This is a genomic window from Massilia sp. UYP34, from assembly GCF_056279385.1.
Map to the genome: position 1 here is coordinate 1 of NZ_JBWBRF010000004.1, position 16,314 is coordinate 16,314.

18 protein-coding genes and 1 tRNA gene are annotated in these 16,314 nt (G+C 44.1%); 6 read left to right on the forward strand and 13 right to left on the reverse strand.

Features of this window, described 5'->3' with window-relative positions; all coding sequences use genetic code 11:
• Positions 1 to 49: 49 nt before the first annotated feature.
• The 9 genes from ACZ9AQ_RS08790 to ACZ9AQ_RS08830 form a co-directional block, all read right to left on the reverse strand.
• The gene (locus ACZ9AQ_RS08790) at positions 50 to 1,282 is read right to left on the reverse strand and encodes a hypothetical protein (protein WP_429203385.1); all 1,233 of its coding nucleotides are present in this window, start codon (positions 1,280 to 1,282) and stop codon (positions 50 to 52) included.
• Positions 1,282 to 2,913: an ankyrin repeat domain-containing protein gene (locus ACZ9AQ_RS08795; protein WP_429203386.1), complete on the reverse strand. Its 1,632-nt coding sequence runs from the start codon at positions 2,911 to 2,913 to the stop codon at positions 1,282 to 1,284. The genes ACZ9AQ_RS08790 and ACZ9AQ_RS08795 overlap by 1 nt, the downstream gene beginning before the upstream one ends.
• Positions 2,914 to 2,923: 10 nt before the next feature.
• Positions 2,924 to 3,364, reverse strand: coding sequence for a hypothetical protein (locus ACZ9AQ_RS08800; protein ID WP_429203387.1), 441 nt, complete (start codon positions 3,362 to 3,364; stop codon positions 2,924 to 2,926).
• A 4-nt stretch (positions 3,365 to 3,368) separates the two neighbouring features.
• Positions 3,369 to 3,590, reverse strand: a complete 222-nt coding sequence (locus ACZ9AQ_RS08805) for a hypothetical protein (protein WP_429203388.1) — start codon at positions 3,588 to 3,590, stop codon at positions 3,369 to 3,371.
• Complete coding sequence (locus tag ACZ9AQ_RS08810) at positions 3,587 to 3,856, reverse strand: hypothetical protein (RefSeq protein ID WP_429203389.1); 270 nt, start codon at positions 3,854 to 3,856, stop codon at positions 3,587 to 3,589. Before ACZ9AQ_RS08810 ends, ACZ9AQ_RS08805 begins: the two co-directional genes overlap by 4 nt.
• A 110-nt stretch (positions 3,857 to 3,966) precedes the next feature.
• A complete protein-coding gene (locus ACZ9AQ_RS08815) occupies positions 3,967 to 7,308 on the reverse strand; it encodes a DEAD/DEAH box helicase family protein (RefSeq protein WP_429203390.1) in 3,342 nt (1,113 codons plus the stop codon).
• The gene (locus tag ACZ9AQ_RS08820) at positions 7,301 to 8,080 is read right to left on the reverse strand and encodes a hypothetical protein (RefSeq protein WP_429203391.1); all 780 of its coding nucleotides are present in this window, start codon (positions 8,078 to 8,080) and stop codon (positions 7,301 to 7,303) included. The genes ACZ9AQ_RS08815 and ACZ9AQ_RS08820 overlap by 8 nt, the downstream gene beginning before the upstream one ends.
• 127 nt (positions 8,081 to 8,207) lie before the next feature.
• Positions 8,208 to 8,879: a hypothetical protein gene (locus ACZ9AQ_RS08825; RefSeq protein ID WP_429203392.1), complete on the reverse strand. Its 672-nt coding sequence runs from the start codon at positions 8,877 to 8,879 to the stop codon at positions 8,208 to 8,210.
• Between the two features lie 66 nt (positions 8,880 to 8,945).
• On the reverse strand, positions 8,946 to 10,055 hold the full coding sequence (locus ACZ9AQ_RS08830) for an ArdC family protein (RefSeq protein WP_429203393.1): 1,110 nt from the start codon (positions 10,053 to 10,055) through the stop codon (positions 8,946 to 8,948).
• Between the two features lie 136 nt (positions 10,056 to 10,191).
• On the opposite strand from ACZ9AQ_RS08830, the gene ACZ9AQ_RS08835 reads away from it, so the two are divergent.
• The 6 genes from ACZ9AQ_RS08835 (at position 10,192) to ACZ9AQ_RS08860 (ending at position 14,273) form a co-directional block, all read left to right on the forward strand.
• Positions 10,192 to 10,752, forward strand: coding sequence for a DUF4116 domain-containing protein (locus tag ACZ9AQ_RS08835; protein ID WP_429203394.1), 561 nt, complete (start codon positions 10,192 to 10,194; stop codon positions 10,750 to 10,752).
• A 93-nt stretch (positions 10,753 to 10,845) separates the two neighbouring features.
• The gene (locus ACZ9AQ_RS08840; protein WP_476108119.1) at positions 10,846 to 11,181 is read left to right on the forward strand and encodes a hypothetical protein; all 336 of its coding nucleotides are present in this window, start codon (positions 10,846 to 10,848) and stop codon (positions 11,179 to 11,181) included.
• 199 nt (positions 11,182 to 11,380) lie between these two features.
• Positions 11,381 to 11,932, forward strand: coding sequence for a hypothetical protein (locus ACZ9AQ_RS08845; protein ID WP_429203396.1), 552 nt, complete (start codon positions 11,381 to 11,383; stop codon positions 11,930 to 11,932).
• Between the two features lie 2 nt (positions 11,933 to 11,934).
• Positions 11,935 to 12,426, forward strand: a complete 492-nt coding sequence (locus ACZ9AQ_RS08850) for a hypothetical protein (protein WP_429203397.1) — start codon at positions 11,935 to 11,937, stop codon at positions 12,424 to 12,426.
• 318 nt (positions 12,427 to 12,744) lie between these two features.
• Positions 12,745 to 13,683 (forward strand): helix-turn-helix transcriptional regulator, encoded by a 939-nt coding sequence (locus tag ACZ9AQ_RS08855; protein WP_429203398.1) that lies wholly within the window; start codon positions 12,745 to 12,747, stop codon positions 13,681 to 13,683.
• 41 nt (positions 13,684 to 13,724) lie between these two features.
• Positions 13,725 to 14,273, forward strand: a complete 549-nt coding sequence (locus tag ACZ9AQ_RS08860) for a hypothetical protein (protein ID WP_429203399.1) — start codon at positions 13,725 to 13,727, stop codon at positions 14,271 to 14,273.
• 87 nt (positions 14,274 to 14,360) lie between these two features.
• Here the strand turns inward: ACZ9AQ_RS08860 and ACZ9AQ_RS08865 are convergent, their stop codons facing one another.
• The 4 genes from ACZ9AQ_RS08865 to ACZ9AQ_RS08880 all read right to left on the reverse strand — a co-directional run bounded on the left by ACZ9AQ_RS08865 (position 14,361) and on the right by ACZ9AQ_RS08880 (position 16,229).
• Positions 14,361 to 14,780 carry a hypothetical protein gene (locus tag ACZ9AQ_RS08865; protein ID WP_429203400.1) on the reverse strand — a complete coding sequence of 140 codons (420 nt, stop codon included), beginning with the start codon at positions 14,778 to 14,780 and terminating at the stop codon, positions 14,361 to 14,363.
• 72 nt (positions 14,781 to 14,852) lie between these two features.
• Complete coding sequence (locus ACZ9AQ_RS08870; protein WP_429203401.1) at positions 14,853 to 15,167, reverse strand: hypothetical protein; 315 nt, start codon at positions 15,165 to 15,167, stop codon at positions 14,853 to 14,855.
• Positions 15,168 to 15,441: 274 nt separating this feature from the next.
• Positions 15,442 to 15,933 carry a hypothetical protein gene (locus tag ACZ9AQ_RS08875; protein ID WP_429203402.1) on the reverse strand — a complete coding sequence of 164 codons (492 nt, stop codon included), beginning with the start codon at positions 15,931 to 15,933 and terminating at the stop codon, positions 15,442 to 15,444.
• 217 nt (positions 15,934 to 16,150) lie between these two features.
• A tRNA-Ile gene (locus tag ACZ9AQ_RS08880) sits at positions 16,151 to 16,229 on the reverse strand.
• Positions 16,230 to 16,314: the final 85 nt, after the last annotated feature.

The following is a 16,314-nucleotide window of genomic DNA, read 5'->3' on the forward strand; positions in this document are numbered from 1 at the left end:
TGGGTTTCAAGGCCGCTCCGCAAAGCGGCCATCTTCTCAAAATGGTGTATCAGTTTTCAATCGCTGCCTGTATCAGTTTACAACCGCTGCTGACAGGCCGCTTGACCACGATCACCTCCGCAACGTTGGGAGACTCGTCATTGATGAAGGCTACATGTATGACATTCGCTACTGGCGACAGCGCACCGTATAGACCAGCCTCGAGACTCACCGCCCTGTGTATCGTCTGAACGAAGCCATGAGGATTGGCGCCGGCAGTGCATGCGAAAACCACCACCACCGCACCTGGTAGAACCACAAGCCACTTCCTGAATGCGTAGAGCAAGGCTGAAGCGTTGAGAACGATCGACACGAAGGACAAAGCCAAGGCTATAGGAGGAATGACCACGCTTGCCACAAGCTCTCGTGTATAAGGAAGGTTGTCCACCGTCGCTACGCTGATTTTGGACTTAGACGCAGCAAGTGCAACCTGATCCTTGATAAACGCCCTGAAGGCCGTTTTGTCCATTCCTAGAGGCAGATCCGCACCCTTCAAGCCTGGTACGCCTAGCTTCTCGTTTGGCTTGATGAAAACTGTCTCGTTGAAGCGTGCGACTGAAGGCGAGTGACCAGCGAGAGCTTGGAAGAACTGGGCCCTGGTTAGACCTGGTGCGATCCCGTTAGAACGACGCTTGAACCTGTGAAGCGCTTCTTCCCCTAGCATGCCCTTGAACTCGGCCACCTTTTTTGACTCTAGCGCATAGACCTCGTACAGAGGGTTGAGTGAGTCGCTTAGCTTCGCGTAGTTCTCATAGAGGCCGTCGACGTCAAGCTGGCTCGCAGGACCGGACAACAGACCGTCAACGGCTAATCTCACACGAGTCCCGGCGGCGTAGCTGCCAATGTTCGCCAAGACGACACGGTTGTAAGGAGTCAGATCAGACAGCGCCTTGTCCTCAATAGAGCCATTCAAGACACCGTTGCGATACACACCCGCATAGTAAGCATTGACCTTCATTTCCTGCGGAAGGTTGTCAACAATACTATTGAAGACTGCTGTCTCCACAACGAACAAACATGGGATCAACAGGCATGCAGCCACAAGCTTTTTCTTGTTGTCCTGGATGAGCTTGATGGCAAGTAGGGATAGCCCAACAGAAGACAGAAATTTACCGAAGCTTTCAAGCATGTCATAAGCTGAAATTTCTGTGTTCTTGCTGGTTAAGAACTCTACGAGTCCGAGATTGTAGACAACCTCAAGAAGCAAGTAGAGTGCACTGATAATGATGAAATGCTTCTTCATCATTTCTGGTAGTTGATGTTCTGGTAAGAGGCAAGAAGTGGCTTGTAAGTCTGAAGACCACCGGCACTTTGATTATTAGTCATCGCAACTTCAAGTGCAGTCTGACCTTTCTTGTTCAACAAGTTAGGATTTGCACCCTTGTTCAACAAGTATCTGTTTAGGATACCGATTGTTTGCCCTTCATTTTCACCCACACCCGCAACATTAGGATAGTCAGACAAATAGTGAAGGATTGTAGAGCCGTCATAGTATTGGCGATTCAAGTTCACTAACTGACTGTCTAACATCATGTTCAAAGACTTGATAAGATAATTTGTTTTCTCAGCCAAGTGGAAGCCATTACCGTAACCCTTGTTTCCGTAGAAAAGCATGTTCTGCTTACTTTTCTGGTAGCTCATGCCGTTTTCTTTGAATGCAGACAACGACAACTCAAGTTCAGACTGATAGCTAATACCGACACGCTTCAACTCGTCGTGAGATGAGCCGTTTGTGTTCAAGTCTTTAAGCACAGCGTTGTACTTCCCGGCTGTTGCAATATATTCATTGACGAACAACTTGAAGTCAGCATCCATCTTGGAATTTGCTTTCGCTGAATTCTCCACTTCGTTTTTCACTTCAGAAGAAATCTGAGCATTGAAGCTCCCTGCCTGCGCTCCTTGAGCGACACTATCAATCAACTCGTTTGCTAGTTTATTGTATGCATCCACGTTGGCAACACGGTTCATCTTGGACGGATTAGCTAACACTTCCATATAAGAGCGAAGAGCTTTCATGCGAACACTGAAAGGAAGCTCTGTATTGCGGAACACCCAAGGTAATTGCTCATGGTTGCTATTGCGGAAGAAGTCAGTATGGTCAACAAGGTAGTTGAACACATCTTCTTTTGACTGCTGAAGCTTGATAGCTTCCAAGTCCGCTTGCTTCGCTCTCAAATACTGTTGCTTGTAAGTGTTGCTGTCTGGTAGGCGTATCTGTTCTTCAGTGAAGCCATAATTGCTGATTGCATAGACTTCTTCGTTGCCTGTAGGAGCACGCATACCCTTTACTGACTCTAAAATGAAAAGCTTGCTGCAATCAGTCATCAATGTGTAGCCTGGCTTACTGCCCTGGTAGCGAACGGCTTGCTTCAACTGATCGATATTTGTAGGCACATCAGCGACTTCGTTTGTGTCGTAACGCTGAACGCAAAGCTTGTTGTTTGTGAAGTTCAAATTGATACCCTGCTCCACATATGATTTCACGTTATCCAAGTCACCAGCCTGAACCGCAGCCAATAACAACATGTCTGCATTCTTCGCTGAGATTGAAAGCTTGTTGATCTCAATTTGACCGTTAGTTTCCTTGATTGGAATGAAGCGATTTTCACCCATGTTGCGAGTATCTACACCTACAGTAGCAGTATTAAACTTCTCATCACGTTCACGCATTTTGTCTTTAAGGACACCAGCTTTCTCGTGAACACGATTTTTCAATGATTCAGCCCCGGCCTTCAATGCGCTCTTCGCTTCGTCCTTCACGCTGAACTTGTTGTACTGATAGACTGCCCCGATTGATAACACAGCTACAGTGACACCAACAACGATTTGTTTCTTGGTTAAGCTCTTCTTGTTTTCGTTTAAATTTTCTTCCATATCATCTCCGTTATATTATGTGTGCATACTCTAAAATTTCCTGCCATGAAACCGCTCTGTAAAACATTGGAAGCAACCAAGGCACGTAGACAAAAGCTAGTGCAAAGGTGTAACCGCCACAAAACCATAAATTCTTAAATAAGGACTCTCGTTGCCCCAACCCGTTGACCAACCTGATCCAGCTTGCAATGAAGAACCTAGCGCCTTCAAAAAACACGCAGTAAGGAACCCACATGACAAATAAGAAGATGAAGAACATGATGATCTTCGCTAGTGTCGCAAGCATCTTCAAAATGAAGCCGTGACCAAACATGTCGCAAGTGGTAATTACCGCCCTACCTAATGACTTCATCCAATCTGGTGGATAAAGGAAGTCGCCAATCGCCGCCCATGAAATCGCTTCGTTTTCCATCATGTCTCGCCAAGTGGCTATGTGATTATTTTGTGCCATATCATTAGTCCTTCTTCATGTTTGATGTTCTTGCATTTTCGATTTCTAACATTTGCTCTGGTGTTAGATCTTGCCCCTGACTGAAAATCTTGTCCAAGCAAAGATTCCACGCCATTACGGCACTAGCATCGAGTAAAGGCTTGCCCTTCGCATCGGCTTCAGCCAGATTTTTTTGTGCTTGGGCTTCAATGTCGCTTTCAAGCTGAACTAAAACTTTGTGTGTCATTTCCTCTCCTCCTTCTCTTTTTCTCGTTGTATCTCAATGGCTTTGGTTTGAATCGTCTTGAAGTGATTGATCAGATTCTTGTCAATCGGTGCTTTTGTAACGTTCACCTCAGCCTGGCGTTGTATATCTTTCTCTAGCTGCAAAAGTATTAAGTGAGCCGTTTCGGTTTTCGCCGCAGTTACGACACCCACTAAAGGAGGAATTACCATTGCTCCAATCTCTTCATCTGGCTCTTCAAAATATTCTTCGTCGTAAATGATTTTCATTCTGGTATATATATAAGTGATATATTAGTTATACTAAAATATTGGCGAGAGTCAATAGCAGAAAAATAAAAAGGTGGCCGAAGCCACCCTTTTATTGCGTATTGAAGATATCAAGTTTTGTAGTAACTCTCTGGTGCAACAATCACTTGGTCTTTGATAGTCACACCCGCACGCTGAACAATCACAAAAGCATGAATGTTACCTTGAGCAACAAATTCAGTGGCACTATAGACTGATACATCCTTCTTGATATTTTGAGTCAAGAACTGTTGATGAGATGTGTTCATCTTGTCGCGCGACTCAGCCCAAGCTGACTGAATAGCATCCTTGTTGTCCTGGTAGCCCTGAGAAGCTGAACCTGTCCTTCTATATGCTGGTATCTTAGACTCATCCAAAAAGTGATTTTTCATACTTGCAAGCTCAAGCTTAGGCATGCCGTTGAAAATTGAACTCACAATTCCGTCAAACTCAATATCGTTTGCTGATACTTCAAGAGGCTCAGCGACTGTAAAAATGTCATGATCATACTTGTAGCTCTTGTTAAACTCTGCATTTTGTCTATTCTCACTAACTGCCCGAGACACGAAAGCATTGAAATTGTTGTAGCCCTTCACACCTGTTAACTTGCCAGATGCCTTCAATTCAATTCCTTTGAATGGATTGTCAAACAAGTCAGCTTTACCTGATAAGCCTTCTACCATTTCGCCAGTACTTTTATCTTCAGTAGCAAGATAATATTGGCTACGCATCTGGTTTAAGAAGTTGTCTGCCACTTCTTTGCCTACTTTTTCAACATATGCAGCGTAGGTCTGTGTTGCCACGAAATACTTGAAGGAAGTTGAGCGAGAAATGTTAGGGAAATTACTGTCGTTATAGCATCCACCAGTTTTATCAACAGTAATTAATTGCTGATATTCGTCACCCATGAAAAGCATGTGCTCTCTTCTGACACGAGTAGTAGCGTCTTCGTATTGGTAGTACAAGTGCATAAGCTCTTCCTTACGCTTCGCTTCTTCTTTTGTATCGCTAGGAACAGCATTCAAGACACTAGGATCGAAGGCACCCATAGAAACGCACTCTGTAGCATGACGAGGCTCTAACTCATAAATTCTTGCAGCTATTGATAAAGCGTCACGAGCCATTTGATGCACAGACTCTGGGTTTTTATCCTCCAGATCAATCTTGGCAAACTCTTTCAATTTGCTGCTATAGGTTCCAACCACCCATTCACCATCAACACCCTGGATGATGTCGCATAGCTCTTGATACTTGCCGACCAACTCTTGTGCATTACTTCCAAGCCAAGACACAGGAATTACCTCAATTGCAGGAGTAGTCTTGAAAGTGCTTGGGAACTCGGACTTGAAACGGTTTGCAATCTGAATCAATTTCGTTGAGTAACGCATTTGTCTTTTTGCAGCTTCTTCAAACATAAGTGTCTTGATGAACAATAATACGAATTTACCTGCGTTACTGTATCGATCAGTGTCTAAATTGAAAGCAGTTAGCTTATTCCAAAGTTCTCCAACTTCTACAATATTGTCGCCCACACCAGTCATGAATACAGAAAGTTTGGCGTTTTCAAAACCAGCCATGATGACGCTTAATGTTGCCTGGATACCGCCCTTAGTTTCAGATGGCATAGTTTCCCATTCGGTAAGCATGAACTCTACAGAACGCACTCTCTCTAGAGTGAATACATCAGCTAAGCGCTCAGGATAGTGCTCTAAGTCGTACTGAATCGCTTTTACACAGGAATGCAACAATTCAGCAGTGCTATCGTACACAGCAAGATTTTGAATGAATGCAGGAGACCACACCTTGGTGTTATTATTTCTCATGTACATGCGACCGCCCGTTGTCCTAGCAAATAAGTAGGCAATATCAGAAATATGTTTTGTAATCTTCAACCCTGACTTCTTCCAGAAGTCGTTACTCATTTCGCCACCCATTTGTGACTCAAGAGAATTGATGAACGCCACGAACTTCTCTGGATCACAGTTGCTCAACAAATCAACCGCAAGCTCACCCGCCTCAGCGTCAGCCCCTATGATTTGAAATTTGTCTTGTAAGTGATTCTTCTCAACGATTGGCATCAAATCTTTCCAAAGTACAGACTTAATATCCATGATTGCCATAGCAACTGAAATTTTCGGCTCAGCTAACTTGCGATAGTGTTTAAGACACCCTGCATCAATTGCAACTTGAGTAAGCCTGTCAGTTCTAAGGTCAAACATTTGAGAGTATGCTTCTTCTACACCTATGTATTGATTTTTAAGTTCGCAAAAAGCTCTCGCCATTGGCTTCAAAATCAACTCACTCTTACCTGCACCAGTACCACCGTACACCTGTGTATTCTGTGCCAAGTCAGTTAGTGACTGCACAACCGGATCACCTTTACGACGAGAATTCACCATACCTCTTTCCTCAAACGCACCAGTTGACTCAAAAGCTACGATTAATGGAGCTACACGATCAAAGCCCGTTGCACGAGTATTGCCAGCACTTAGATTTCTCTTGTAAGTCTGGATCTCTTCGGCTCTATTTTGAAAAGCGAATTCTTCATAGTTGTCTTTGACGAAAGGAACACCATGCTTCTTGTATAAGGCAACATAACGGCGCTCAATGAACACACCAGCTACACCTACGGCGAAGAACAAGGCGAACAAGATACGAGGGAAGATGGTGTAGTCCGCACCTATAACCATGCTATAGGCACTATCAAACCTCTCATCTTCTGTCACCTGGTTGCTACCGAACACAGCTTCGTTCTTTGTTACCGCAACTATCTGCTCAGCAAGGACACGATCAGGAGTGAAGCCAAAAGTAGCATCAGGACGATAAAGAGCAAAAGAGACCACCGCAGCAGCAATGAACACCAACACACCGGCCTTCACCACCTGGTAGAAGTTGCGAGGCGCCGCAAACATGTGCATGTAATTCTCAACAGGCTTACCGTTGAACCAGCGGCCAGAAATCACAGGGGAGATATTGCGAAAGTCAGGAGCACGCTCTTTATTCCACCAGAAAGCGTTTGCTCCTTTGTCAAATTCGTCCTCTGCCATTTTGAAACGGCTCTTGAATGACAAGCTTGCTATATCGTCCTGGCTTACTGTCGCCTGGACTGCCTTCTCAATCGCAGAGTCAGGAAGCACCTTGTCTAGAATATTCATGCAAGGCACCCATGCGAACTTATGAACAGCCTTGAGAATTCCACCGACTGCGAAATCTAAAACCCCGTTGACCCAATTGAAGACGCTCAATGCTGGACTGAAGGCGAACGCCTTGATAGTGAACTTCTCTTCTTCTCCACGGCGAACAACCTCTTTATGCCTACTGTGACCTAGTGCGTACAACACTAACAACACAATAGAAATGAACGGAATCAATCCGGTTACTATGTGCGTGGTTAGGAAATTCCAAATGTCAAAAATATCTGTCATCTTACTCATGCCCTTCTCCTTTGTTATTTTTTTTAAATGCTGCCAACAACTCTTTTTCTACACTACCTAACGATACTGACGTGACGCCGTTGAACGGATTGCGTGCACCTGGTGCAAACTCCACGTTGACAACCTGACCGCCCTCTACCTTTAGTAAAACGGCTTGAGCTTGGTTGCCGTAATCGTTTTGTACATGCACATATCCAGCTAACCAAACCTTTAAGCCGTCTTGCTTACAGAATGCTTTTCCGTTCGCCTGGTAGAAGCTATCGCTGATGTCGCCCATTGGTGAGCAATCCTTTACAGACAATAGGAAGTCTGCTGGAGTCTTTAGTTGGTCAGGCTTGATTAGCTCATTTTGAACTGCGTTGATTTCTAGCTTGGATTCACTGACTGCTATTGCACTAGCTGGAATTAGTGATTGAATCTTCTGATTCTTCAAGTAAGTGGAAGTAAAAATTCCAGATAGGCCCGCGACAAGGGCAAGCACTAATGAGATACGGCCAATTTTCCCGATTCGCTTTGCACGATCAGACAGCCCAAAGCCCTTGTTTATAATTCTTAACGAAAGGGTTGACGCATATTTCCACATCAACTCTTCTTCGGCAGGATCTAAACCACCCTTCAACAACGCTTCCTGGTCTGCCCTGGACATGTGAAGGAAGTAGTCTTTTCTCTTCCCTTCTAGTGTTTCATAAAACTGCTTTCGCTTTGGATCTAGGTTGAGAACTAGATCGGCATTAATATCCGTGATTATTCTCTCTTGGTTTTCTTGACTCATTGCTTTTCCCGATGGTTATATACAAGTTATACTAAATTCCAAGGAGAAAGCAAGTACCAAAGTCAACATCAAGATATCCAGACCAATAAAAAAAGACCCTTGCGAGTCTCTTTTTGTTAATGCCAAATTAGTTGGGCTTCATGATTCGGAAGAATACGTTCTCATCACTATCGGAAGATGTACTTGCTACGCAACCTTTCGCCCAACCGATAAGAGCGTCATTGGTAGATAAATCAATCAATGTAGTAGAAGTTGGATCAGCAGCAGTTGCACCGCTCACGAATGCAGCCGAATTAGCGACTGCACTAACTTTCGGAATTGTCTCACTTCCATAAAGACTGTAGTTCAAACGCCTACATGTTGAAGCCTTCACACCAGCTACGATAATTCCGTAGTCATTTTTCTCAGTGCCTATCTGATTTCCCTTGATTGTCTTGGTGTAGACATACATTCCTTCTGGTATAGCAGCTTCACCACGGATAACACCTGAAGGAGGTCTCATGGCAGCGATCCCGCTATTAGGATCAAGCAAGTTGTAAGGGTTGTTTTCGTTAGGCTTGAAAATTATTCTTTCAGCGGTATACCCACTGATGATCAACCTGTCAAACTGCGACATGATAGAACCTGTATCGTTCAAGATTGAGGACGCCTGAACGTCTGATGTCGTGCTTTGAGAGCTACCGGAATTAGACTCACCTGACAATGCCCATACACCGATTGCAACAATAACGGCGACTATCACTAGGATGATCGCCAATATTGAGAAGCCATTCTTTTTCTTAATGCTGATTAGTTTCATATTTCTCCTTTTTGTTATTATGAAACCAATTTAGCACAATGTTGCGCAAAGTCAACGCATAGAGTTTTACCTAGCCAAAGCCCCTTCTTTTTCTTTTTGCCTTTTCACAGGCACAGGCTCTTGAATTTTTTCTATCGTAGGTAGTTGAACTGACTTAGCGGACTGGCTCAAAGTCTGATCATGTTCAATAGCTTGGTTGTTCTCAAGAGATAATACCTTTGCATGAACAAGCTTGATTTGGAAGTCAGCGGACTTGCCTCCGTCCTTGACGGCTTCAGCAAAGAACTGCTTTCCCTTTTCTGGATCTTCCAAAGCGCTTATCCAACTCTTCAAATAAGCCGCATGGTTCTCATGTGCTGATGAGTCATAAGGAATACCAAGTTCAGCACCTACAAAATAGGACGATAGCTCAGCCACCAATTCTTCTTTCGCATACTTATGAAGAGACTCCTGGTTAGGACTTCTCATAGAGCCGGTTTGATCACGATCTAACCTGGTAGGATGGCCGGTTGAGTGTCCAATCTCATGAAGAGCAGTCCGATAATAGAGTCCCTCAGTCTTGAAGCGATCTTTGTGAGGAAGCCAAACCTCATCTTTGGAAGGTATATAGTAAGCCTTCCCTTCGCCATGATGCTCAAACTTCAATCCCGCTTCTTTCATGCTTTCAATTAGCATCTCGGCTGGTTGGTAGTTCTCAAATTCCTTGTCTCTCTTTTGAAAAGGGGGAAAGTTTGCGATTTGTTCACCGTTAAATACTGCGTAAAACTTCCAACCACCCCGAGCAAAAGTTTTTCCATCCTCAGGCTCTTCACCACTTCCCTTCTCTACCTTCTCGTTACTTTCCTTGTCATAGGCAGGAATCCAACGCTGAATCATCGTTCCCTTCTGACCCTTCACGCTGTACTCAATCCCATCTTTCTCAGCCAATTCTTGAATCTGTTTGAATGTAAGCCATCTCGGATCTGAACGGCCCTGGACAGTTAGGGCTACAAAGTTTGAACCCCGATAAGGCTCACCTGTCATCCTGTTGTATGGAAGCTCATCACAAACAAACCAAGGCTTTTCATACTTAACAGCCTCCTTCATTTTCTCTATAACGGTATCAACCAATTCTTGTCTGTGATCTCGCTTTTCTTCATCACTCTTATAGAATTTTCCTTTCTTTGGGTAGCTCATTATTTTTCTCTCCTATATATCTCCTTATCTTGCTAAATCGGCATGAAAAGTCAAGTTTTTACAATGAGTAGATATCCAATGTCGTTGACTTTGCTTTTTGATTTCTTATCATAGATATATATGACAGGAGAGAGATATGTCCTACACACCACAAGAAGAATTGAGTCCAGGAGATGAAAAGCTAAACTTACTTTATGCATCGCCAGAAGAGTACTTTGAAAAATATCCAGCAGAAGGAAGTGACAGAGAAGTCATGATGGTGGCATCAAGATTGTTTGGGTATAGAGCCTTAAGGTTCGCATCAGCAGATTTACTTGATGATAAAGACTTAATTAGGAATGCCCTACTAAACGACAATAATGCGTTTGCATGTGCATCTGTGCGATTACGTGATGATGTGGATTTTGCCAAAGAAATGGTTGAACATGATTTGACCAATTTGTATTACGTGTCTGACAGGCTTCAGGAAAATGGAGAATTTCTACTTAAAATGATGGAGCTATATCCAACAGGCCGAGCATCAGCGTTCAGCTATACACCGAATTTTGCAGCAGTTGATTGTTTTTCTGATGGTTTGAAAGAGAAGATTGGATCACTTGACCCAAGAGAATATTTCAGAAGGCAGGAGTTGTTTGAGAAATTGCATCGTGTAGTACCGACCAAACCTCCAGCGAAAGCAGTAAAGCGCAAAATCTAAGTCGTAAATTCAGGGTTGTGGACCGAGCTGAGTCAAAGTCAAGTTCACAATGCACGCCCCGTTAACTATTAAAAGAACAATAAAGGAAAGGACATGAGAACAGTATTTCAACTTAAGTATTTATCATTAATACCACCCATAGCATCGATATGCTTGTGCTACCTAGCATGGCGTCTCTGCAAATTGAAGCTTCTACTTCTCATGCACACGACGCTTGAGTCACATAAAACGCTACCTGAAGCTTTAATCACGCTTCAAGAATCTGTTGAGCGCAATGCTGACCTCATGCTCATGGCAGCAGTCGTTGTCATGTCTTCCTGGTTTGCTTTCGCTCCTGATAGTGTTCCTAATATCTATACACAAGTAATAGGCACATGGGCTTACACAGCAATTGACTTGGTTATCAATATTCCTGTTCATGAGATGTAAGGTCAAAAGCAACCCCGAAAGACGGTTTGGCAGAGTGTGTGTGAAGTTTGTTTTTTAAGAGCGAAATTCTTTTATCTAAAATCTTCTTTTTGATACGTCATCACTATTAATATATTCTATCGATACGTTTATATTAGTAGACGCTAAATATGGTAACTATATAATAGAGTCTAACAACACAACATAACCACTAAATATCATGCGCAACCTGAACTTCACGACCGAACAAGTAGCAAAAGAATTCTCCAATGTTCTCAAAACTTGGCTGTCTGTTGAAGAGATGGCTGTGGTTGTTGAACTCACCAAGAAAGAAACTGACCCGACGATTTGCCACACTGGTGACTACTGCGATTCAAACATGGTAATGCATGCCGCAATGGTTAATCTTGGTGTTTTGGCCGAAGACGACGAAACGGATTTTGATGAGCCGTTCATGAAGCTCTTCAATGATTCATGGGATGTCGCTAAGAAGAACCTCTTCTATGTTGAGGCACCGACTACGACCGAAGAAGTTGTTGCCTATCTCAAAGCAAAATATGATTCAGTGAGCTTTAGCACCATGAGCAAGGTTGAGGCTTCGGTTGAAGATGAAGAAGCCGCTGAAATTCTGATCTTCATTGACAGCAATGACATGAATATCGTCAACCCTTTGTTTTCGTCGTGCGGCCGTTTTGAGGTGGAGCCTGAGCAGTACGGTATCAATAAAGAAGATGCGATTCTCATCAACAACCATAACAAAGTGAGCATGTAATCATGAACGACCAAAAATTTATTGCTGGCTTCGTTTGTGGCGAGTGGGATGAGTATGCTTATCCTTGCTATCACCAGAATCAGCATTGGAATGGTTGGGCGATGCCTTACTTCACTTTCAAGGAAGCCAAGAAGGTTGCCAAGGAAATGAAAGGCCGTTACGACAAGGAGAAGGATGCTTTTATCTTCAATATGGACGGTGAAGATGACGTGTATGAGCCAATGACTATCAAGGTCCGTGGCCGCAATGTAAAAGTTTATGCTATCGGCGCCGGCTACTGGTGTTGGGATCTTGCCAGCGAGATGAAGATCTACTCAGCATATTGGGGCAATGACTTCTACGAATCCGGTACCAAGAAGGTTGTTCAATACTTCTTCAGCGAAGAGAGGTGCTATAGCAAGGAGGACATTGCTGCGATCAATGCTCTTGCAGTCGGGGAGTCATGGAGCAGTCCTGACTATGGATCAGCACACACTGTCACCCGCTTGCGCTAGCCATTTCCAGCATTGAGGGAGCTAAATCATCAATTTGGATGATGCGCCCTTGACGTTGCCGCTAGATCATACGATTTCGTGCGATATCGCCAACAAAAATTACCGTTGACTTAGTGTCTCAATTACAATTGTTTATGGCACGGAGACTCCAGCATGCGAATTGACATTGACGAGTGGGACGACCTTATAGGGTCCCTGTACGAAAGTATTTTACGACCGGACGATCTTGCGCATGTAGTGAGAACCGCGAATTGCCTGTTGGATTCTGACCTGTGCCACCTCTTCGGGGTTGGGCATTCGGGCCAAGAGACGTTCCGAATGATCACGCACGCAGAGTACGAACCAACCGTAGCTGCCTATGCGCACCACTATGGGCATATCGATCCTCGCCGCAGTCATTTAGATAAAGCACCTCCTGGCGGAATCTATAGATGCAGCGAAATTTGCAGCAGTTCATTCGTAGATCGAAGTGAATTTTATCAAGATTACTATCTGCCTCACGGCCTCAGATACGTGTTGGGGTCCTGTCTATTCAAAGATCCACATCAGTCTGTCTATATTTCTTTCAATCATAAATTGGGCCGAGAAGATTTTACTGACGACGAAAAAAAGCATTTTGCGCGTTTCATCGGTCATATCCAACGAGTTATTCGGGGGATGTTCGCGGCGTCACCTATAAGCGACGCGCTCAAAGCCAAAGAGGAATACCTTCATCGTTATCAGCATGGAATCCTCGGCCTGACCCAGGCAGGAAAAGTTTCGTTTGCCAACAAAGTTGCAGAAGACATGCTTTTCTCGTTGCCAAATCAGTTCGTTAGTTCGCGCCTTGTAGAGGGCTCACAATTGCAACGCGTCTTTCAAGCGGTAGGGTTGAGCGGAAAACCAGAAAGCTGCGCGATAAAGCATAGCAATCGGACCGTCTATGTCACAGCTCTCCCATTCAGATCTGCTTCAAAGGGGGAAGAACAACCCGACATACATGTTGGATTAGACACCAAAGTACTAGTGCTATGTGGTGGTCAACAGCAACGCATTCACACAGCTAGACAGCTCATGCAATGGTTTGGATTCACAGCAGCAGAGGCAAGGCTTGCGCGTGACCTCGTTAACGGTGGCAATGTAGAAGAGTTTGCAAAAACTTATACGGTTAGCGTGGCAACTGTAAGAACGCAACTACGAGCGGTTCTACATAAAAGTGGTACGACACGACAACAAGATTTGGTGAGGCTGCTTCTCACTCTTCCCTTATCAAGCTAAATTTTCAACAATGCAAAACGCCATTTACACTAGGAGATAAAATGAAGAGCAGCATCAAACGAACGTATGATAGAAAAATTGGGCCGGATGGGTCGGTGACTCTTGAATATAAAGGCAAACGCCTTAATGCGCATCAAGTCGCTGGTTCTGGCATGGCCGGTGTAGCAATCCTAGTAGGTGGAATTTATTGGACCGTAGGACTGACGAGCTTCTTGGAACCAATCCTTGGAAGGCTTGGCGGTACTGTAGCTATGGTTGTCGGCGTAGCGTCAACGCTATTCGTACTGAAGACTTTGCTTTTCGGTCGCAGGTTTAGAATAATTCTTACTCGTGACGGGATAATTTTCCCACGTTCAAGCTACGGCTCTTGGACTGGGCAGCTTGCGTACGCCGATATTGACCAACTTGGCGTAGCCAGCCATAGCTCTTCCGGAAAGAATGGCTTTCACTTATCGACCAATGTGTATGCATCAAGTGCCGGCACGGAAGTTAATATCACGCGCTTTATCCCTCAAACTCTCTCAGAAGCTATAATCAAAGAGATTAACGCGAAAATGAATGAGTCCCACAGGTTGGCAAATTCAATTTAATTATGCTCCCAGCTTTTAGCTATGCTGCAAGCTTTCGAAAGCCCCTTGAAGGGGCTTTTATTATATGTAACCGTCACTTATACCAATTTACCGGCTAACTTTTACACTCGGACCAGCTTCACTTATGAGCCACGCTTTTTCATGCTTTGCGAGCTTAAGATATTGCTTCTCCTTGGGGCATTCGCCCTTGTATTCAACGAGCGTATTACCTTCTGTTGTGGTCGCACCTTCTACAACGGGATAGCTCGATGTAAGGGTTTTGATACCACCACATTTACTAATTTTAAGCTTACCCTCTTGCAAACTTTTTTCAACGTCGTTTTTTTTGGCAAGAACTTGTTCTTTCAAGCTCCCACCGAGATGTGAGGTGAATTTTTCCAAGTCCGCGCTTTCAGCGGCAGCATAGAAGTCTTTTACCGTGCCTTCTGGAGTCGAATTCGGGTTTGAACATGCTGAAAGAATAGCAACTGTGGAGAGAGCCACTACGAGCTTATGTGGATTTTTCATTATTTTTGATTTAGATTGAATAGTTGAGTTAGTTGGAATTATTGCGAGTGCCATTAAACTAATACACTTGAATTATTGGCTTGGCATCCATCCGTCCCCGGTTTTAACAAAGCGCACTGGCATGACTGTTTTTTGCTTTCCCAACATCGAATCAGTTTCCACCTCTACATCGCAACGGTAAGCCTTCTCACCATCACTTTTGCAGCCGGCGCTTTTCACTGAGTTATACACAATTCGGGAAGATTGGTTTGCGTTCTTGCCGACGATAGCTTCCATAGTCTGGTCAGCCGTTTTTTGCAACGCTTCCTTCATCTCGCTATCCGAAGGCTGACCGGAACACGCGCTAAGAGCGCCCATGACGAGAAGCATTACAGTGATTCTTTTCATATCAATCCTGGTCTAGGTGCGTCAAGATGGTCTGCTCGCCTGGTGACGGCAGTTGTCTTTGAGTATTACGCAGAGTTTGCATCTCTGCATCATCCAAATAGATGATTCTCGTCTAACCAAGCTGAGCGTACGGTTTACGGTACGTGCTGTCGTGTTGTGTAAATTCTGACTAACTTGCAGACGCAAAAAATCCCATTAGTGGGGCTAATTTATTGCCATGCAGATTCCTGATCAGTTGGTATGCAGCGTGCAAACGAAATTTCAAATAATTACCTTAAAACGACCATTCAGGCGCTAGATCAGGATGATTGTGGAAGAACTCTCTCCATTTATCACGAAGTACATCATCACCTTCCACGTAGCCTGGAAGTTCGTGGTGAATCTGCTTAAGATTGGCGCTACTCAATTGTGGAAGAAGCTCTTCTGCAAAGTTGGTAACTGCATAGAAGTTGTTATAAATGAGAAAATCCATGCCTGACATTTTGGCGCTCCACCTCTTAGCTGCCATTAGTTTTACAAGTTCCAAATTCTCATCGAAGCCTTCAATCTTTTTGAATAAATCTAGCTCTAACTCATCTAAGCTAGTTGCATATTCGTAGTCTGAATCGTAGATATTTTCTTCGTCTATCTTTAATACAGTGTTAGCTGCTTCAGCCAGCAAATCATTCCATACGGCTGTTACGGATGCATCTTTAATTCGGGCTTCAATGGTTGTCGCCATGAACTTAACGAGAAGCTGACGGATTTCGTAGTTTGAAGAAATCATGTGTATGGTTTAGAGTTGAGAGTACGAAGTTGTTAGGTAGCCATCTCTACTATCAACATTCTAGCGCACTGAACATACAAAAAAGCCCTCACATGGAGGGCTTTTTCTGTCACCTGGCAGTAGCCATTTTAAGGACTTCTAGGGCGTTTTCCTGCTACCTACTCGGAATCCCACGACCTACACTTTGGAAGGCGCTACAGGCTCTTTGCAGGGTCTTTGGTGGCCCCTCCCAGAGTCGAACTGGGCACCAATCGATTATGAGTCGACTGCTCTAACCAGGCATGAGCTAAGGGGCCATGAACACGAATACGCTTTTACAACACAAGCGTACTGTAGCCTATGTGTAGCAAAATATTTTTCAGTCTTTTTGCTACAGTCTAC